The sequence below is a fragment of the Streptomyces rapamycinicus NRRL 5491 genome, from assembly GCF_024298965.1.
Classification (GTDB): domain Bacteria; phylum Actinomycetota; class Actinomycetes; order Streptomycetales; family Streptomycetaceae; genus Streptomyces; species Streptomyces rapamycinicus.
In genome coordinates this window covers 397,363-411,701 of the sequence record NZ_CP085193.1, presented here as the reverse complement: position 1 = coordinate 411,701, position 14,339 = coordinate 397,363, and the positions used below count along the sequence as shown (strand labels likewise).

Genomic DNA, 14,339 nt, shown 5'->3' with positions numbered 1-14,339 from the left:
ACTTGACCTTTCCCTTAGGGCAGGGTTGCAGCATGGCGTCATGGCGAACACGAATATCGATCGGGAGACCCTGCGCGAGCTGGCCGACGAGGGCAATGAGACCGCTCTGGACCAGCTGGCCGACCTCGCTGACGCAGCAGACGGCCTCGGAGAGCTGAGCGAGCTGTTGGACGAGGGATCCATGCGTGCTGGGTTTCTGCTCACTCGACGCGCGGCCGCGACCGGCGACCTGCGCGAGCTGCAACGGATCGCCGACGCCGGGTACGACGAGGCCGGGGACGAGCTGAACCGACTACTGAAGGCACCCGCCGACGGGCACTGGGATTGAGGATCTGGCCAGCCCATCAGCCTTCCAGGCCGCGTGGTCACCGATTTCAGGCTGCGGCCGATGCTTGCCCGCCCTGAACGATCCTCCCGAGATTGACCGCTGCCCTCCTTGCCTGCTGCCACCGCATGCCCGATCACCCTGACCGCCTCCGACCGGCACCACCTGAAGAAGGCGGCCTACGGCCACAAGACCGAGCACCAGGCCCGGATACGCGCGCAAATCGTGCTGCACGCGGCCCGGGGACGCTCCAACGCCCGTATCGCCGCCGAGATCCGCCTGCACGTGGATACGGTGCGGACATGGAGGGGCCGGTTCGCCCATGGCGGCTTGCCAGCTCTGGCCGACCGTAAACGCTCCGGTCGCCCAGCCCGTTTCACCCCGGTGCAAGTCGCCGAGACCAAGGCACTGGCCTGCCAGTTACCGGCCGAGGCCGGCGTGCCACTGTCCCGCTGGTCGTGCCCGGAATTGGCAGCCGAGCTGACCGCGCGAGGCATCGCTGACAGCATCTCGGCCTCCACGGTGCGCCGCTGGCTGCGCGAGGACGCGCTCAAACCCTGGCAGTACCGGTCCTGGATCTTCATCACCGACCCGGACTTCCGCGCCAAGGCCCAGCGGGTGCTGGGCCTGTACGCCCGCACCTGGCAGGGCAAGCCCCTGGGTGCGGACGAGTACGTCATCAGCGCCGACGAAAAGACCTCGGTCCAGGCCCGCTGCCGCTGCCACCCGACCCTGCCACCGGGGCGGGCCCGCGCGATGCGGGTGAACCACACCTACGGACGCGGCGGCGCGCTGGCCTACCTGGCCGCCTACGACGTCCACGCCGCGCAGGTGTCCGGTCGCTGCGAGAAGACCACCGGGATCGAACCGTTCATGAACCTGGTCACCCAGGTGATGAGCCAGGAGCCCTACGCGAGCGCGAAGCGGGTGTTCTGGGTCGTCGACAATGGCTCCTCTCACCGCGGTAAAAGGGCCGCGGACCGCCTATCGGCCGCGTTCCCGAACGCGGTCCTTGTCCACACCCCGGTGCACGCCTCCTGGTTGAACCAGGTAGAGATCTTCTTCTCCGCTGTGCAGCGCAAGGTCGTCTCACCGAACGCCTTCACCGACCTGACCCAGGTCGGGGACCGCCTCCGAGCATTCGAAGACCGCTACAACGCCACGGCACAGCCGTTCCAGTGGAGGTTCACCACCTCCGACCTGGACGATCTGCTGGCCCGGCTCAGCCGACATACATCCGCCGGCCGACAAGAAGAATCCTCCGTCGCCTTGGCAGCTTGATCAACCCCCGAAGGACTTCCAGCGCCGACCACTAAGGCATGCCGTGTCAACGCTTCATTTCGTGTCGCTGACCTCACCGTGGCCATGGCCCCCTGAACCGCGTCCGATTGGGAGTCTTCAAGATCCTACAGTGGGCATGTCGACGAAAGTGGCGTGCCAGGAGAGTCAAATTCATTCGCTTGATTTCCGCCTGCGCGGGACCAAAATTTGGAGGGTTTCATTGTCGAAATCCCCTGGCTATTCTGAGCGCCTGTTAACTGCACAGGAAACAGCGGGCCGACTCGGCGTGAAGCGCAAGACGCTCTATAACTGGGCAAGCACCTGGGAGGTGGAGCGACGGGGTCCAGAACCGCTCCGCATGGGAGGCCGGGCGCTGCGTTATCGGGAATCAGATGTTTCCCAGTACATCAAAACATGCCGCGGGCTGCCTGACGGAGGGCTAGATAGGAGGTGACGAGTGGCCAAGGAAGAGCCGTATGACCGCTGGCACAAGTCTCGGCCCAGGGCCGGAGAGCCAGAGTGCCGCGAACACCCCGGTCTGGTGCCGAGTGGCGAGCATGGGTGTGAGAAGCGGTGGCAAGCGCGCTGGAGGGACGAGAATGGACGCCAGCGGTCAAAGAACTTCCCGAAGAACAAGAAGACGGCTGCTCTAGCATTCCAACGCAGTCAACGTGCTGCGGTGGAGGAAGGTCGAGACCCGTTCCCGCATAGGGGTCGAAAGAGCAGCTCCGGCACCCCGACCATCGCTGAGTACATTGAGACATTCCTGTCTCGACACGAAGGCCGTGAGGGCACCGTTAAGACATACGGGTACCGGCTGCGAGGGAAAGTTGTACCGGTTTTGGGTTCGCGTTTGGTAGGCGACGTAAAGCGCGGAGAGTATCGAGATTTCTTCACCGAGATAAAGGCTGGAGGGATACCCGATACTACTCGTTCCGGAGTGAAGAAGGCGTTGTCGGCCATGTTGTCCATGGCGGTAGAGGATGGCTACCTTGAGGGAAACCCCGTGTCGGGTATCCGTCTTCCCAAAGGGAGCGGCAGAGGCGTGCGGCTGGCATGGAAACATGTGATCGCATTGGCTGAGGAGATCGATCCTCGATATGAACTGTTGATTTGGTACGGGGCTTTGCAAGCTCTGCGTTCCATGGAAGCTGCTGGAGTGCGGCGTCCCGACATGGAGACCGCAGCGGGCAAGCAGTTAGTGGAGGAACAGCGGCAACGGGGGAAAGCAGTGCCCTTGAAGACGGAAGCCAGTCAAGCGGTGCTCGATGTTGGTTCCTTCCTGCTCGACAAGTACAAGGCGCACATGGCTCGTTGGCGAGCGCCTCTGTCGACTGCGGCGCTACGTAAGAGAGAAAAGCGAGGTTTGCCCCCCGTCCCTGAGGAGTACGGAGACCTGGTCACAGTAACCAGGTACTGGACGCCCGTACGAGAGAACGCCCTGTGTCGGGCGTTCGACCTGGCGAAGGAGCGGGCTCGGGTGCGAGGAGTGGAGATCCCGAAGAAGGCCACATTCCGGGACCTTCGGCATTTTGCTGATGCCGTGCTGGTCGCCTCGGGCCTGGAGCCGCGCAAGGTGCAGGCGCGCATGCGCCACGCACGGCTGGCCGAGACGCTGGATACGTACGGCTACCTCGTTTGGGAAGTTGACTGGGAGAACGCTCCCGCCTCGTTCGAGGAGTTGTACGGCATCGCAGCGCCTGCTGGCCTGCCTGAGGTTGCCCTGACACCCCGAGCCGAGCGTGAACGAAGGAGCTCCCAACGACCTCGGTGAGCGATGGATGTAACCTGCGGTGCTTACCGGGTAGGACGGGCGTTTCGCTGGCAGATTGATCGTAGCCACGGCACAAGGTCCCGGAGACACGAGGAGGGCAGCACTCATGATCGGCGAAGTTGACTTCCATGCGGCTGGGGTTCCTCGGCTTCGGAAGGTTGTGCACCAGATGTGCATCACGATCGGTGATGCGGCATGTAGGTGCAGGTCGGAGGGTATCTGTGGGGGAGCCCCTACTGTCCCCGGCGAACACCTGTCCATGGAGCACACCCGTACCGCCCTGGAACGCCTGGTGCCACGCCCTGGCGACGCGCTGGTCAGCAACTACCGCCGACCGCTGGTACGACTGGCCGAGGACACCAGCCCCGGCATCCACGACACACTGATCGCCGCCTGCGACCCGGAACGCTACCGCTCGCTGACGGCGGGCGATGACCACGCCAACTGCGCGGACAACATGCGTGCCGCACTGGCGGCGGTGGGGGAAGCTCCCCCGCCCGTCCCGCCACCACTGAATCTGTTCATGCACGTCGCCTGGAACGCCGACGGGGACCTCTCCTGGCTTCCCGCCCCCGCCCGCCCCGGCGACGCCGTCGTCCTGGAAGCACTCGTACCGATCTGGCTGGTGCTCTCTGCCTGTCCGATGGATATCAACGCGATCAACAGGTATAGCCCCCGGGACGTCGACGTGGAACGGATACGCTCCACAGCGGCCCAGGCGACAGGCTGACCATCGGGGTCCCGCTCGACGCGTAGGCGCAGGGCGCCGGTGCCGTCTGGAGGCAGCGCGGGCGCTCCGGACTGCTGCGTTGGCTGTGCGACAAGCCAGGGGGAGACGGAGTGGCGGGGCGGCCTGGCCGACGTCCTCCCCGACGCCTTCGACAAGATCCCGGAACTGAGCCGGACCTCAGCGCGACCCGTCATGCGCTGCCGCTCGACTGGCTCGAGTACGGCTCCGGTTCCGGCCCCGGCCCTGGCTCCGGCTCCGGGAGATGTCCTGCCGCGCGGTGGGGGAGCAGCAGCGGGGTCGCCAGCAGGAGCACACCGGCCAGGGCGATGGCCGTACGCGAGCCGAGCAGCCCGCCCAGCACCCCCCAGACGGCCGTCAGGAGCGCGGTCGAGGCCTTGGTCGTCACCGCCCAGGCGGACAGCGTGCGGGCGACCCGATCGGACGCGGTGCGCTCGAGGCGGTAGGTGGCGTAGACGGGGTTGAAGACCCCGCAGCAGAAGATGAGCCCGAGCTCGACGCCCATCACCAGCAGCAGCCCGCCGGTCCCCGGCCCCAGGAAGGCCAGGCCGACGGGCCAGATCGCGCGCAGCGCCCCGACCGTGACCAGGACCTGGTGCTGCCCGAACCGGGTGACGAGCGGCCGGGCCAGCCATGAACCGAGCAGCCCGCCGATCGAGGGCGCGGCGAAGGCGAGGCCGTACTGCCATGGCGCGAACCCGAGTTGGCCCAGCATCAGGACGGCGAGCAGCGGCTGGGCGGCCATCACCAGGCCGTTGAACAAGGCGGTGTTGAAGAACAGCGGACGCAGCGCCGCGTCGGCGAGGATGTACCGCCAACCGTCGAGCAGGTCCCCGGTCCGCATGCGCGCGGCCTCCCGGCGCTCCGGGCGCGGCTCGTGGCCGCCCATCGCGCGGATGCCCAGGGCCGAGAGCAGATAGCTGACCGCGTCGGCCACCACTGTCGCCACCGGGCCGAGGAGCCCGATCGCGGCGCCGCCCAGCGGCGGTCCGACGATCGTGGTCGTCCAGGCCGTGGACTCGAACCGGGCGTTGGCGACGAGCAGGTCATCGGCCGGCAGTAGCGTCTTCAGGTACGCGCCGGAGGCGGCGCGGAAGGTGATGTCGGCCGCCGCGACGACGACCGAGACCAGCAGCAGCTGGAGGAAGGTGAGCGCGCCGAGCGCGAACGCGGCGGGGACCGTCAGCAGTGCCGCGCACCGCACCAGGTCCATCGTGATCAGCACCGGCCGCTTGCGGCGGAACTCCACCCACGGCCCGAGCGGCACCGCCACGGCCGCGCCCACCGCTGCCCCGACGGAGGAGAGCGCGGCGACCTCGGCCGGTCCGGCGTGCAGCACCTGGATGGCGATCAGCGGGAACGCACCGAAGGCGAGCCAGGTGCCGAGCGCGCTGGTCCCGTACGCCCCCCAGAGCCACCCGAACCGCCGCCCCAGCCGATGTCCGGGCAGATGCCCCAGTCGGTGCCCGCTCCTCGTACCCGACATGCCCGACGCCCCCTCGCCACTCATTCGCACAACCGATCCGTGATCGGAAGCATCAAAGCGAGCGCCGGACCCAGGGATCAAACAACCGCGGGGCCGCCTGCCACAACCGATGGTTGTGGCCCTAGGGTCTCAGCATGGACCTCGACACCGTCCGGACCTTCGTCGTCGCCGCCGACGCGGGGCAGTTCCAGGAGGCCGCCGCCGAGCTCGCGGTCACCCAGCAGGCAGTCTCCAAGCGCATCGCCGCGCTGGAGCGCGAGCTCGGCGTGCGGCTCTTCACCCGCACTCCGCGCGGCGCCGAGCTCACCATCGACGGGCAGGCGTTCCTGCCGCACGCGCGCGAGCTGCTGCGCGTCGCCGAGCGCGCGGTCTCGTCCGTGCGCACCGGCCGCCGTCCGCTGCGCGTCGACGTGATCGCCTCGCGCGGCGCGGCGTCCGGTCTGATGCGCGGCTTCCACCGAGCGTATCCCGAGATCGACCTCGACGTGGTGATGCTGTTCGACATCGAGACGGCCGTCGCCGCCATCCGGTCCGGTACGATCGACGCCTCGTTCCGGGCCGTCGCCATGCCCGGCCGGCCCCTTCCCGAGGACATCGAGTCCGTCCGGGTGCTCGACGAGCCGCTCCAGCTCCTCACCGGCCCCGCTCATGCGCTGGCGGGCGCACGGTCGGTGACCGTCGCCCAGCTCGCCGGGCACCGGATCTGGATGCCCGGCATCGTCCCCGGCACCGAGTGGGCCGCCTACTACGACGACCTCGTCGCCGAGTTCGGCCTCACCGTCGAGGCGACCGGCCCCAACTTCGGCTCCGACGTGCTCCTGGACACCGTCGCCGACACCCCGGCCCTGGCCACCTTCATGAGTGAGCAGACCCGCCTCATCTGGCCCGTCGGCCACGGGCTGCGCCGCATCCCGGTGACCGATCCGACGCCCGTCTACCCGCACTCCCTCCTCTGGCACCGCGACAACCCCCACCCGGCGCTGGCCACTCTCCGCGCCCACCTCGGCACCGCGGCGGCCGGCCACGACGCCGCCGGGACCTGGGCCCCGGGCTGGGTGATTCCGCGCTGAACGCCGTCACGTCCCCGACCGCCATGGCCGGGCCGGCGGCCGTCCCCAGCGGTCTCAGCCGGACACCGCGCGCAGCGCCCCGGACCGGCGGCCCGTCAGCCGGTCCAGCGCGGCGGCGGAGGCGTCGTCGGCGGGGATGTGCACCACCAGGCGCTGATCGTCGGCGGGCAGCTCCAGCGTCTCGTAGGCCAGGCGGAGTTCACCCTCCTCGGGATTTGACGACCCGTACGAACCTTCTCATCGATACTCATAAACCAACTGCGTAGCATGATCTGCGTGCAGCTTCGGTACAGCTTCCGCCTGTACCCGAGTGCCGGTCAGCGCACAGCGCTGGCGAGGGCGTTCGGATGCGTGCGGGTGGTCTACAACGACGCGCTCCGCGCTCGGGAGACCGCCCGTAGCGAAGGCATGCCGTTCCCGGAGACCGGGGACCTGTCCAAGCGCACAAGGATACCCGGCAGGCCGTCCGGTTCACCGCGAACGCCCGCTGGTCGATCACCACGGGAGGGAAGCTGCGCCTGCCGAAGATCGGCGACCTCAAGGTGAAGTGGTCCCGCACGTTGCCGTCGACGCCGTCCACGGTGACGGTGGTCGAGGACTCGGCGGGCCGGTACTTCGCGTCCTTCGTCGTGGAGACCGGCCCGGACGAGGTGCTGCCGGAGACGACGCCCGAGCTGGGCATCGACCTCGGCCTCGGGCACTTCGCGGTCCTCTCCGACGGCCGGAAGGTCGACAGCCCACGCTTCCTGCGCCGGGCCGAGAAGCGCCTGAAGAAGGCGCGGCGCGCCCTCTCCCGCACGGAGAAGGGCAGCAGGAACAGGGACAAGGCCAGGGTCCGCGTCGCTCGGGCACACGCCCGTGTCGCGGACGCGCGCCGCGAGTTCCACCACCGGCTTTCCACGAGGCTGATCCGCGAGAACCAAGCGGTCGCCGTGGAGGACCTGGCGGTGAAGGGGCTCGCCCGCACGCGCCTGGCCAAGTCCGTTCACGACGCTGGGTGGTCGGCGTTCGTGAGCATGCTGGAGTACAAGGCTGCCCGGTACGGGCGCACCTTCATCCGGATCGGCCGGTTCGAGCCCACGTCGCAGGTGTGCTCGCGGTGCGGAGTGAAGGACGGGCCCAAGCCCCTGCACGTGCGCGTGTGGACCTGTGGGGGATGCGGGGCGGTTCTGGACCGGGACATCAACGCGGCGGTCAACGTCGCCAAGGCGGCCGGACTGGCCGTTACAGCCTGTGGAGCGCGTAAGACCGGGACTCGTCCCGGCACCGCGCAGCGAAGCAGGAACCCACTCGACACCGCAGCGTTCAACGACGCGGTAGGGCGGGAATCTCCCCTTTCAGGGGGAGAGGACGTCAATACGAGCTCTTCGGCCCGGAGGGGGAGCTACGGGACCCGGAGGGCCCGAACGGCGCCGCGAAGGCGATGCTCGACGAGCTGCTGTGGTGGGGCGAACTCCTCCGCGAGGCAGTCGCAGCCGCGCCGAGACCGGCTGAGCGGCCGCCCGCGCCGAGTTCAATCCAGCAGCCTGACCATGTCGTCGATCACCCCTTGGTTCGTGAACCGTGTCAGCCAGGTGGCGAACCGCGGGCCGAACGCGCACATGGCCGCCTTGCCGATGGCCGCTTCCTCGTCCTCGTCGGGCGGGGCGAGACCGAAGTTCCGTTCCAGCCACATCAGGTATTCCTGACGCGCCGGGAAGAGCTCGTCGAGGTCCTCGTCCTCGTAGGCGACATCGCGTTCGACCGGGAGCAGCCGGAGCAGCTCCCGTAGGTTGCGCGCATGGACCCATACGTCGCCCTCGTCGCCGAGGAACACGACGGGAAGGTCCGCGAGGTCGGCCCGGTCGTCGAACCGCCACAGCGCATAGCCCGAACCGCTGCCGGTGGCGCGTGCGAAAGGGATCAGCTGCTCGAAGAACTCGGCGCGGCTGGGGTTCTCCGGATCGTCCAGCCAGCCCTTGAGCTCACTCTTGTCGTCGTAGTCGAGCAGTTCGAAGCCGTCCGCGTAGCTGTGCGTCCCGAACTGATCGTCGAACTCCCGGAGGAGATTGAGCTCCAGGATGGGCGAGTACACGCTGTTCATGAAGGCCACCGTGACGGAGAGGCGGGGTCGTGAGATCGCATCGTATTGCCGCCGGTGAGCCCGCGGGACTCGGATGCGGCAACAACTCCGCACTCACGGCCTCGCTCAGCGGGCCCGGCCCGCCTCCGCCGAGGTCTTCTTCTCGGCCCTCTCCGTCTCTCGCACCTTCTCCACGACCGTGTCCTCCGGCTCCACCGGCCGTCCGTCCGCCGCCTGAATCCGCAACGGGCGCAACGGGCGGCCGGTCCGGCGGTCCAGCAGGCGGGAGTGGTCCTCGCCGGGGGTGAAGCACTCTTCCTCGCCCCACTGGCGAAGAGCGACGATCACCGGGAACAGGGCGCGGCCCTTGTCCGTGAGGAGGTACTCGCGGTGGGACCCGCCGTCCGGCGCGGGCTCGGCGCGCACCACTCCGGCCTGCTCCAGCGTGCGCAGCCGTGCCGCCAGGATGTTCTTGGCGATGCCGAGGCTGCGCTGGAACTCGCCGAAGCGGCGGCTGCCGTCGAAGGCGTCCCGCACGATCAGCAGCGACCACCAGTCGCCGATGGCGTTCACCGTCCGGGCGACGGGACAGGGGTCGGCGTCGAAACGGGTGCGGGCGACCATCCGTGGCTCCTCTCCTCAGCTCCCCGGACCCCTTCCAGGGATGGTTGCAACATGCTACCTCGGATGGCTACTGTCACGTCGGTAGCAAGATGCAACCGAGCGGAAGGTGTGGCTGTATGGCGATCCAGTGCTCCGGTGCGGCGGGCGGGTGCGGCGGGACCGGGGGCCACCAGGCGCCTGCCACGGCGTCGGCGTCGGACGCGTCGCCGCCCGCCGGGCTCGTGCCCCTGCTCGCCCTCGCCTGCGGCAGCTCCGTCGCCACCGTCTACTTCGCCCAGCCCCTGCTGGTGACCCTCGGTGAGCGGTTCGCGCTCGGCTCGGGGCTGCTCGGTGTGATCGTCACCGTGACTCAACTCGGCTATGCGGCGGGCCTGTTGACGCTGGTGCCGCTCGGCGACCTGCTCGACCGCCGACGGCTGGTCACCGGTCAGCTCGGACTGCTGGCACTGGCACTGCTGGCCGCCGGGCTGGCGCCGGGCGTGGCGGCGCTGCTCGGCGCGCTCGCCGTGGTCGGGCTGCTCGCCGTCGTCGCCCAGACGATGGTCGCGGCGGCCGCCGCCCTGACCCCGCCCGCCCGGCGCGGCCGTGCCGTCGGGACGGTCACCGGCGGTATCGTCACCGGAATTCTGCTGGCCCGCGCCGCCGCCGGCGTCCTCGCCGACCTGGCCGGCTGGCGGGCGGTCTACCTGGCGTCCGCGGGCGTCACCGCCGTCCTCGCGCTGTCGCTGTGCCGTGCTCTGCCCCCGGGCGTGCCGTCCGCCGGTGTGCGCGAGGCGTCGTACGGACGGCTGGTGGCCTCGACCGTCACCCTGTTCGTCCGCCATCCGCTGCTGCGGATCCGGGGCGCGCTCGCCCTGCTGGTGTTCGCGGCCTTCAGCACGCTGTGGAGCGGCGTGGCCCAGCCCCTGAGCGGTCCGCCGTGGTCGCTGTCGCACACCGCGATCGGAGCGTTCGGGCTCGCCGGGGCGGCCGGGGCGGTCGCCGCCGGAGTGGCCGGGCGCTGGAACGACCGGGGGCTCGCCGAGCGCACGACCGGTGCCGGCCTCGCCCTGCTGGCGCTCTCCTGGCTCCCGATCGCCCTGACCGGGCAATCGCTGTGGGCGCTGGCGATCGGCGCCGTCCTGCTGGACTTCGCCGTGCAGGCGGTCCACGTCACCAACCAGACCCTGATCCACGCCGTGCGGCCCGACGCGGGCAGCAGGATCATCGGCGGCTACATGGTCTTCTACTCGGCGGGCAGCAGCCTCGGCGCCCTCGGCTCCTCCCTCGCCTACGCGACGGCGGGCTGGCCGGGGGTGTCGGTTCTCGGCGCGTCGTTCAGCCTCGCCGCCCTGCTCCTGTGGACGATGACCCGCCGTATGGGGCTGCCCGGCGACAGCCCGGCATAGGAGGGCTCGGCGTTGTCCCTGCCGCGAAGGAGCGGCCGGAGCCCCGGGCCGGGAGCGACCGTGTGAGGTCCCGGCCCGGGGAGCGGGTCAGCCGGTGCCGGCCGTGGCTTCGGGTTCGGGGCGCAGGGCGGCGGTGGTCACGGGGTCGGGGCTCGCGGTGCGAGTGGCGGCGGAGGTGGCCACCATGACCACGGTGTTGAGGACGAGGGCGATGACGCCGACGTTGAGGTCCTTCACCACCTGGGGGAGTCCCGGCAGGAGGCCGCCCACCGTGACTCCGGAGAGGGTGACGACGGCGACCGTGGTGACTCCGACGACGATGCCCGCCGCTGCTCCCTCCTTGGTGACGAACTGCCGTCGCGCGAGGCTCGCCAGCAGTGCGGGGAAGAGCTGGGTGACCAGTGCGTAGCCCATGAGCAGCAGCGAGACGATCGAACTGCCGCCGTTGAAGGTGAAGTAGAGGGAGACCAGGGCGAGCGCGGGGACGAGCAGCTGTGCGAGGCGGGTGATGTGCTGCTCGCTGGTGTGCGGCCGGGCGAGGCGGTAGACGTTCTTCGACAGGCAGGTCGCGGAGGTCATGAGCAGCAGGGATCCGGGGACCAGCGCGGTGAGCAGCCCGGCGCCACCGACGATGCCGACGAACCAGGAGGGAAACGTCGCGGTGGTGATGCGCAGCAGGGACAGATCCGCGTCGGCGCCTTTGAGGCCCGGCACGACCAGGATGGCGGTGAAGCCGGCGAAGAAGACGAAGAGCAGGATGAGCTGGTAGAGCGGCATGAAGATGGCGTTACGGCGGAAGACGCGTTCGTTCTGGGCGCTGTAGGAGGCGCTGAACGTGTGCGGCCACATGTAGAAGCCGACCGCCGAGAGCAGCACGGTGGAGGCGAACCACGAGGTGCTCATGCCGCTGGAGGGCAGGGTGAGGAGCTGGGGGTGGGCCTTGTCCACCGCGTGGAACATCTCCCCGACGCCGCCGAAGTAGTGCATCGGCAGATAGATGCCGAGGATGAGGACGATCGCGAGAATGGCGACGTCTTTGAGCACCGAGGTCCAGGCCGAGCCGTGGATGCCCGAGATGGTCACATAGAGGGTCAGCGCCACCGTGCCGATCACGATGGCCCAGTGGGAGGAGATACGGCCGTCGGAGGAGACGGACACGATGATCCCCAACCCTTTGAGCTGCAGGACGAGATAGGGCACCATCGCGACGACTCCGACGAGGGCCACCAGCGCGCCGAGCAGCGGGCTGTTGAACTTGGCGACGAAGAAGTCGGACTGCGAGATCAGCCGGTGCTGTTTGGCGTAGCGCCACACGGCCGGGAGCAGCCAGTACGACAGGACGTAGGCCAGTGAGGCGTAACAGAGGATGTAGTAGGCGGGCGCGCCCTTGCCGTAGGCCCATCCCGAGGCGCCCAGGAAGGTGAAGGTCGTGTAGATCTCGCCGGCCAGCAGCAGGAAGACGAAGACCGTCCCGAAGCCGCGGCCGCCCACCGACCACTGTTCGAGATCCATGTCCCTGCCACGGCGGGCGCGCAGTCCCAGGCCCAGGGCCGCGAGCAGGAAGGCGAAGATGACGGCGAGGGCGATCATGAGCTCTGCTCCTCCCGGTTCGCCGGGTCCAGGTGGTAGATGACGGCCATGGTCGCCGAGATCAGCACGACCCACATGACCAGCCAGAAGAGGTTGAACGGCATACCGAGGACGTAGGGCGTCACCCGGTTCGCGATGAAGATTCCCCCGAGGATCCCGAGGAACGGGATCGCGCCGAGCAGATGGATGGGTTTCACGTCGAGAACCTCCTGGGCCGGGCCGTCCTCCACTGGTGGGGCGAGGCCGTCTGGGGCGGGTGGCACGTCTCGCGCCGAGCGGGCGGGGCGGGGCCGTCGGGACGCCGCGCATGGCGTAGGGGAGGCGGCGCCTCAGCGGAACGCCTACCGCTGACCGAGGCCGCTGACCCAAGCCCGCTGACCAGGGCCGCCGACCGGGGCCGCCTGCCAAGGCCTCGGCGGTGGGTGGGACGGGGCCAAAGCGCTTTTCACCATGCGGAATTTATTTTTCGATTGGCAGATATATAGGTCCGCCGTGGGTGCCTGTCAAGGCTTTTCGCGTCCCTGCTCCGCCCGTCCGTCCGGGCGTCGTCACCGCGTCGATGAGTCTGCCACCGAAGTGCGGGGCGTGGGGCGGGGCGTCCGGGGTGAGTGGCGAGCCGGGGGGTTGTTATTCCACATTGCAGAAAATACTATCCACATCCCAGAAGATCCCGCCGCTCAAGGGAGATCTCATGGCACGCATGTTCCTCAACGGCCAGGCGATGGAGGGCGGACCCTTCCATCACCACCTGCGCGGAGCCCCCCTCGTGGCCCGGACCCGCACCGCCCCCGGCTACCGCTTCTTCTCGATCCGGGACACCTGCCCCGGGCTGCTGCCCGACCCAGCTGTCGGCACCGCGGTGGAAGGCGAGGTCTACGACGTCCCCGACGAGGTGCTGCGCGACCACCTGCTGCCCAGCGAGCCGCCGGAACTGGAGTTCTGGATCATCCGGCTCCAGGACGGCTCCTCGTCCTTCTCGATGGTCCTTCGCCGCGGCGAGCTGGAGAGGGACGTTCACAAGGAGATCACCGACTTCGGTGGCTGGCGTCCGTACCTGAAGAGCCTCGGCAGGGAGCACTGATGAAGAGCCGACTTCCCCACACGGTCAATCTGTCGATCCTGTTCACCGAGCTGCCGCTGCTCGAGCGCCCGGCCGCCGCGAAGGCCGCGGGGTTCGACGCGGTCGAGTTCTGGTGGCCCTACGCGACGGCCGTGCCGACGGACGCGGAGGCCGATGCCTTCGTGCGGGCGGTACGTGCCGCCGGTGTCCGCCTGACCGGCCTGAACTTCTTCGCCGGGGACATGCCCGGAGGCGACCGGGGCCTGGTGTCCTGGCCCGGCCGGGCCACGGAGTTCCGCGACAACATCGACGCCACCGTGGCGATCGGCGAGCAACTGGGATGCCGTTCGTTCAACGCGCTGTACGGCAACCGGGTCGACGGCGTCTCCCCGGCGGAGCAGGACGACCTGGCGGTGGAGCACCTGGCGCTGGCGGCCAAGGCCGCCGAGCGCGTCGGCGGCACGATCCTGCTGGAGCCGGTCAGCGGCGCCCCGGCGTACCCGCTGCTCACCGCGGCGGACGCGATCGCCGTCATCGAGCGGGTGGCGGCCGCGTCCGGCAGCCGCAACCTCCGTCTCCTGGCCGACCTCTACCACCTCTCCGTCAACGGCGACGACGTGCCGGGGGTGATCGACACCCACGCCGACCGCATCGGCCATGTCCAGATCGCCGACGCACCCGGGCGGGGCGCGCCCGGTACGGGACGGCTGGACCTCGACGGGCTGCTGCTGCGCCTCCAGGCCGCGGGCTACGCGGGCTGGGTGGGCCTGGAGTACAAGCCCGGGGGCCCGAGCGCGGACAGCTTCGACTGGCTCCCACGCGACCGTCGCGGCAGTGACCGCCACGCCTGACCGGGTGCCCGACCCGCCGTTCCGGACCACCACGACGACACGTACGGCACGGACGACACGGATGACAAGTACGGCACGGA

Annotated in this window: 14 protein-coding genes and 2 pseudogenes; 10 read left to right on the top strand and 6 right to left on the bottom strand. The window is 69.3% G+C overall.

All coding sequences use genetic code 11. The annotated features are described in order from the left end of the window. Positions 1-40: 40 nt before the first annotated feature. The 5 genes from LIV37_RS01850 (at position 41) to LIV37_RS01835 (ending at position 4,110) form a co-directional block, all read left to right on the top strand. The gene (locus LIV37_RS01850) at positions 41-328 is read left to right on the top strand and encodes a hypothetical protein (protein WP_020865407.1); all 288 of its coding nucleotides are present in this window, start codon (positions 41-43) and stop codon (positions 326-328) included. 108 nt (positions 329-436) lie between these two features. Further along, positions 437-1,606, top strand: a complete 1,170-nt coding sequence (locus LIV37_RS01845; RefSeq protein WP_020865406.1) for an IS630 family transposase — start codon at positions 437-439, stop codon at positions 1,604-1,606. Positions 1,607-1,742: 136 nt separating this feature from the next. Beyond that, positions 1,743-2,060, top strand: coding sequence for a helix-turn-helix transcriptional regulator (locus tag LIV37_RS52445; RefSeq protein WP_121825933.1), 318 nt, complete (start codon positions 1,743-1,745; stop codon positions 2,058-2,060). A 486-nt stretch (positions 2,061-2,546) separates the two neighbouring features. After that, positions 2,547-3,380 carry a site-specific integrase gene (locus LIV37_RS01840; RefSeq protein WP_121824129.1) on the top strand — a complete coding sequence of 278 codons (834 nt, stop codon included), beginning with the start codon at positions 2,547-2,549 and terminating at the stop codon, positions 3,378-3,380. Between the two features lie 106 nt (positions 3,381-3,486). Next, the gene (locus tag LIV37_RS01835; RefSeq protein WP_121825934.1) at positions 3,487-4,110 is read left to right on the top strand and encodes a DUF1989 domain-containing protein; all 624 of its coding nucleotides are present in this window, start codon (positions 3,487-3,489) and stop codon (positions 4,108-4,110) included. Between the two features lie 190 nt (positions 4,111-4,300). Here the strand turns inward: LIV37_RS01835 and LIV37_RS01830 are convergent, their stop codons facing one another. Then, complete coding sequence (locus LIV37_RS01830) at positions 4,301-5,614, bottom strand: MFS transporter (protein ID WP_020865404.1); 1,314 nt, start codon at positions 5,612-5,614, stop codon at positions 4,301-4,303. A gap of 134 nt (positions 5,615-5,748) precedes the next feature. Here LIV37_RS01830 and LIV37_RS01825 point away from each other — a divergent pair, with 134 nt between their 5' ends. After that, the gene (locus LIV37_RS01825) at positions 5,749-6,684 is read left to right on the top strand and encodes a LysR family transcriptional regulator (RefSeq protein WP_020865403.1); all 936 of its coding nucleotides are present in this window, start codon (positions 5,749-5,751) and stop codon (positions 6,682-6,684) included. Between the two features lie 54 nt (positions 6,685-6,738). On the opposite strand, the pseudogene LIV37_RS01820 reads toward LIV37_RS01825, so the two are convergent. Next, positions 6,739-6,888, bottom strand: a pseudogene (locus tag LIV37_RS01820) (transcriptional regulator); the annotation flags it as partial. A 72-nt stretch (positions 6,889-6,960) separates the two neighbouring features. Here LIV37_RS01820 and LIV37_RS01815 point away from each other — a divergent pair. Further along, positions 6,961-8,004 (top strand): annotated as a pseudogene (locus LIV37_RS01815) (RNA-guided endonuclease InsQ/TnpB family protein). 193 nt (positions 8,005-8,197) lie between these two features. Here the strand turns inward: LIV37_RS01815 and LIV37_RS01805 are convergent. Together LIV37_RS01805 and LIV37_RS01800 are read right to left on the bottom strand one after the other, a co-directional pair. Further along, on the bottom strand, positions 8,198-8,767 hold the full coding sequence (locus LIV37_RS01805; RefSeq protein ID WP_020865401.1) for a hypothetical protein: 570 nt from the start codon (positions 8,765-8,767) through the stop codon (positions 8,198-8,200). Positions 8,768-8,872: 105 nt separating this feature from the next. Continuing rightward, positions 8,873-9,370 (bottom strand): winged helix-turn-helix transcriptional regulator, encoded by a 498-nt coding sequence (locus LIV37_RS01800; protein ID WP_020865400.1) that lies wholly within the window; start codon positions 9,368-9,370, stop codon positions 8,873-8,875. A 116-nt stretch (positions 9,371-9,486) separates the two neighbouring features. Between LIV37_RS01800 and LIV37_RS01795 the strand changes: the two genes are divergently transcribed. Beyond that, the gene (locus LIV37_RS01795) at positions 9,487-10,758 is read left to right on the top strand and encodes an MFS transporter (RefSeq protein WP_020865399.1); all 1,272 of its coding nucleotides are present in this window, start codon (positions 9,487-9,489) and stop codon (positions 10,756-10,758) included. 87 nt (positions 10,759-10,845) lie between these two features. Here the strand turns inward: LIV37_RS01795 and LIV37_RS01790 are convergent, their stop codons facing one another. Further along, positions 10,846-12,348, bottom strand: a complete 1,503-nt coding sequence (locus LIV37_RS01790; RefSeq protein ID WP_020865398.1) for a sodium:solute symporter family protein — start codon at positions 12,346-12,348, stop codon at positions 10,846-10,848. After that, positions 12,345-12,545, bottom strand: a complete 201-nt coding sequence (locus tag LIV37_RS01785) for a DUF3311 domain-containing protein (RefSeq protein WP_121826290.1) — start codon at positions 12,543-12,545, stop codon at positions 12,345-12,347. The genes LIV37_RS01790 and LIV37_RS01785 overlap by 4 nt, the downstream gene beginning before the upstream one ends. 494 nt (positions 12,546-13,039) lie before the next feature. Between LIV37_RS01785 and LIV37_RS01780 the strand changes: the two genes are divergently transcribed. After that, positions 13,040-13,429 carry an allophanate hydrolase-related protein gene (locus LIV37_RS01780; RefSeq protein ID WP_020865396.1) on the top strand — a complete coding sequence of 130 codons (390 nt, stop codon included), beginning with the start codon at positions 13,040-13,042 and terminating at the stop codon, positions 13,427-13,429. Next, positions 13,429-14,259, top strand: coding sequence for a hydroxypyruvate isomerase family protein (locus LIV37_RS01775; protein ID WP_020865395.1), 831 nt, complete (start codon positions 13,429-13,431; stop codon positions 14,257-14,259). The genes LIV37_RS01780 and LIV37_RS01775 overlap by 1 nt, the downstream gene beginning before the upstream one ends. Positions 14,260-14,339 lie beyond the last annotated feature (80 nt).

Excerpts from the sequence above, each read along its gene's own strand:
- LIV37_RS01850 (WP_020865407.1), top strand. The coding sequence starts at position 41 with ATGGCGAACACGAATATCGATCGGGAGACCCTGCGCGAGCTGGCCGAC.
- LIV37_RS01780 (WP_020865396.1), top strand. The coding sequence starts at position 13,040 with ATGGCACGCATGTTCCTCAACGGCCAGGCGATGGAGGGCGGACCCTTC.
- LIV37_RS01790 (WP_020865398.1), bottom strand. The coding sequence starts at position 12,348 with ATGATCGCCCTCGCCGTCATCTTCGCCTTCCTGCTCGCGGCCCTGGGC.
- LIV37_RS52445 (WP_121825933.1), top strand. The coding sequence starts at position 1,743 with ATGTCGACGAAAGTGGCGTGCCAGGAGAGTCAAATTCATTCGCTTGAT.
- LIV37_RS01775 (WP_020865395.1), top strand. The coding sequence starts at position 13,429 with ATGAAGAGCCGACTTCCCCACACGGTCAATCTGTCGATCCTGTTCACC.
- LIV37_RS01800 (WP_020865400.1), bottom strand. The coding sequence starts at position 9,370 with ATGGTCGCCCGCACCCGTTTCGACGCCGACCCCTGTCCCGTCGCCCGG.
- LIV37_RS01830 (WP_020865404.1), bottom strand. The coding sequence starts at position 5,614 with ATGTCGGGTACGAGGAGCGGGCACCGACTGGGGCATCTGCCCGGACAT.
- LIV37_RS01825 (WP_020865403.1), top strand. The coding sequence starts at position 5,749 with ATGGACCTCGACACCGTCCGGACCTTCGTCGTCGCCGCCGACGCGGGG.
- LIV37_RS01805 (WP_020865401.1), bottom strand. The coding sequence starts at position 8,767 with ATGAACAGCGTGTACTCGCCCATCCTGGAGCTCAATCTCCTCCGGGAG.
- LIV37_RS01835 (WP_121825934.1), top strand. The coding sequence starts at position 3,487 with ATGATCGGCGAAGTTGACTTCCATGCGGCTGGGGTTCCTCGGCTTCGG.
- LIV37_RS01795 (WP_020865399.1), top strand. The coding sequence starts at position 9,487 with ATGGCGATCCAGTGCTCCGGTGCGGCGGGCGGGTGCGGCGGGACCGGG.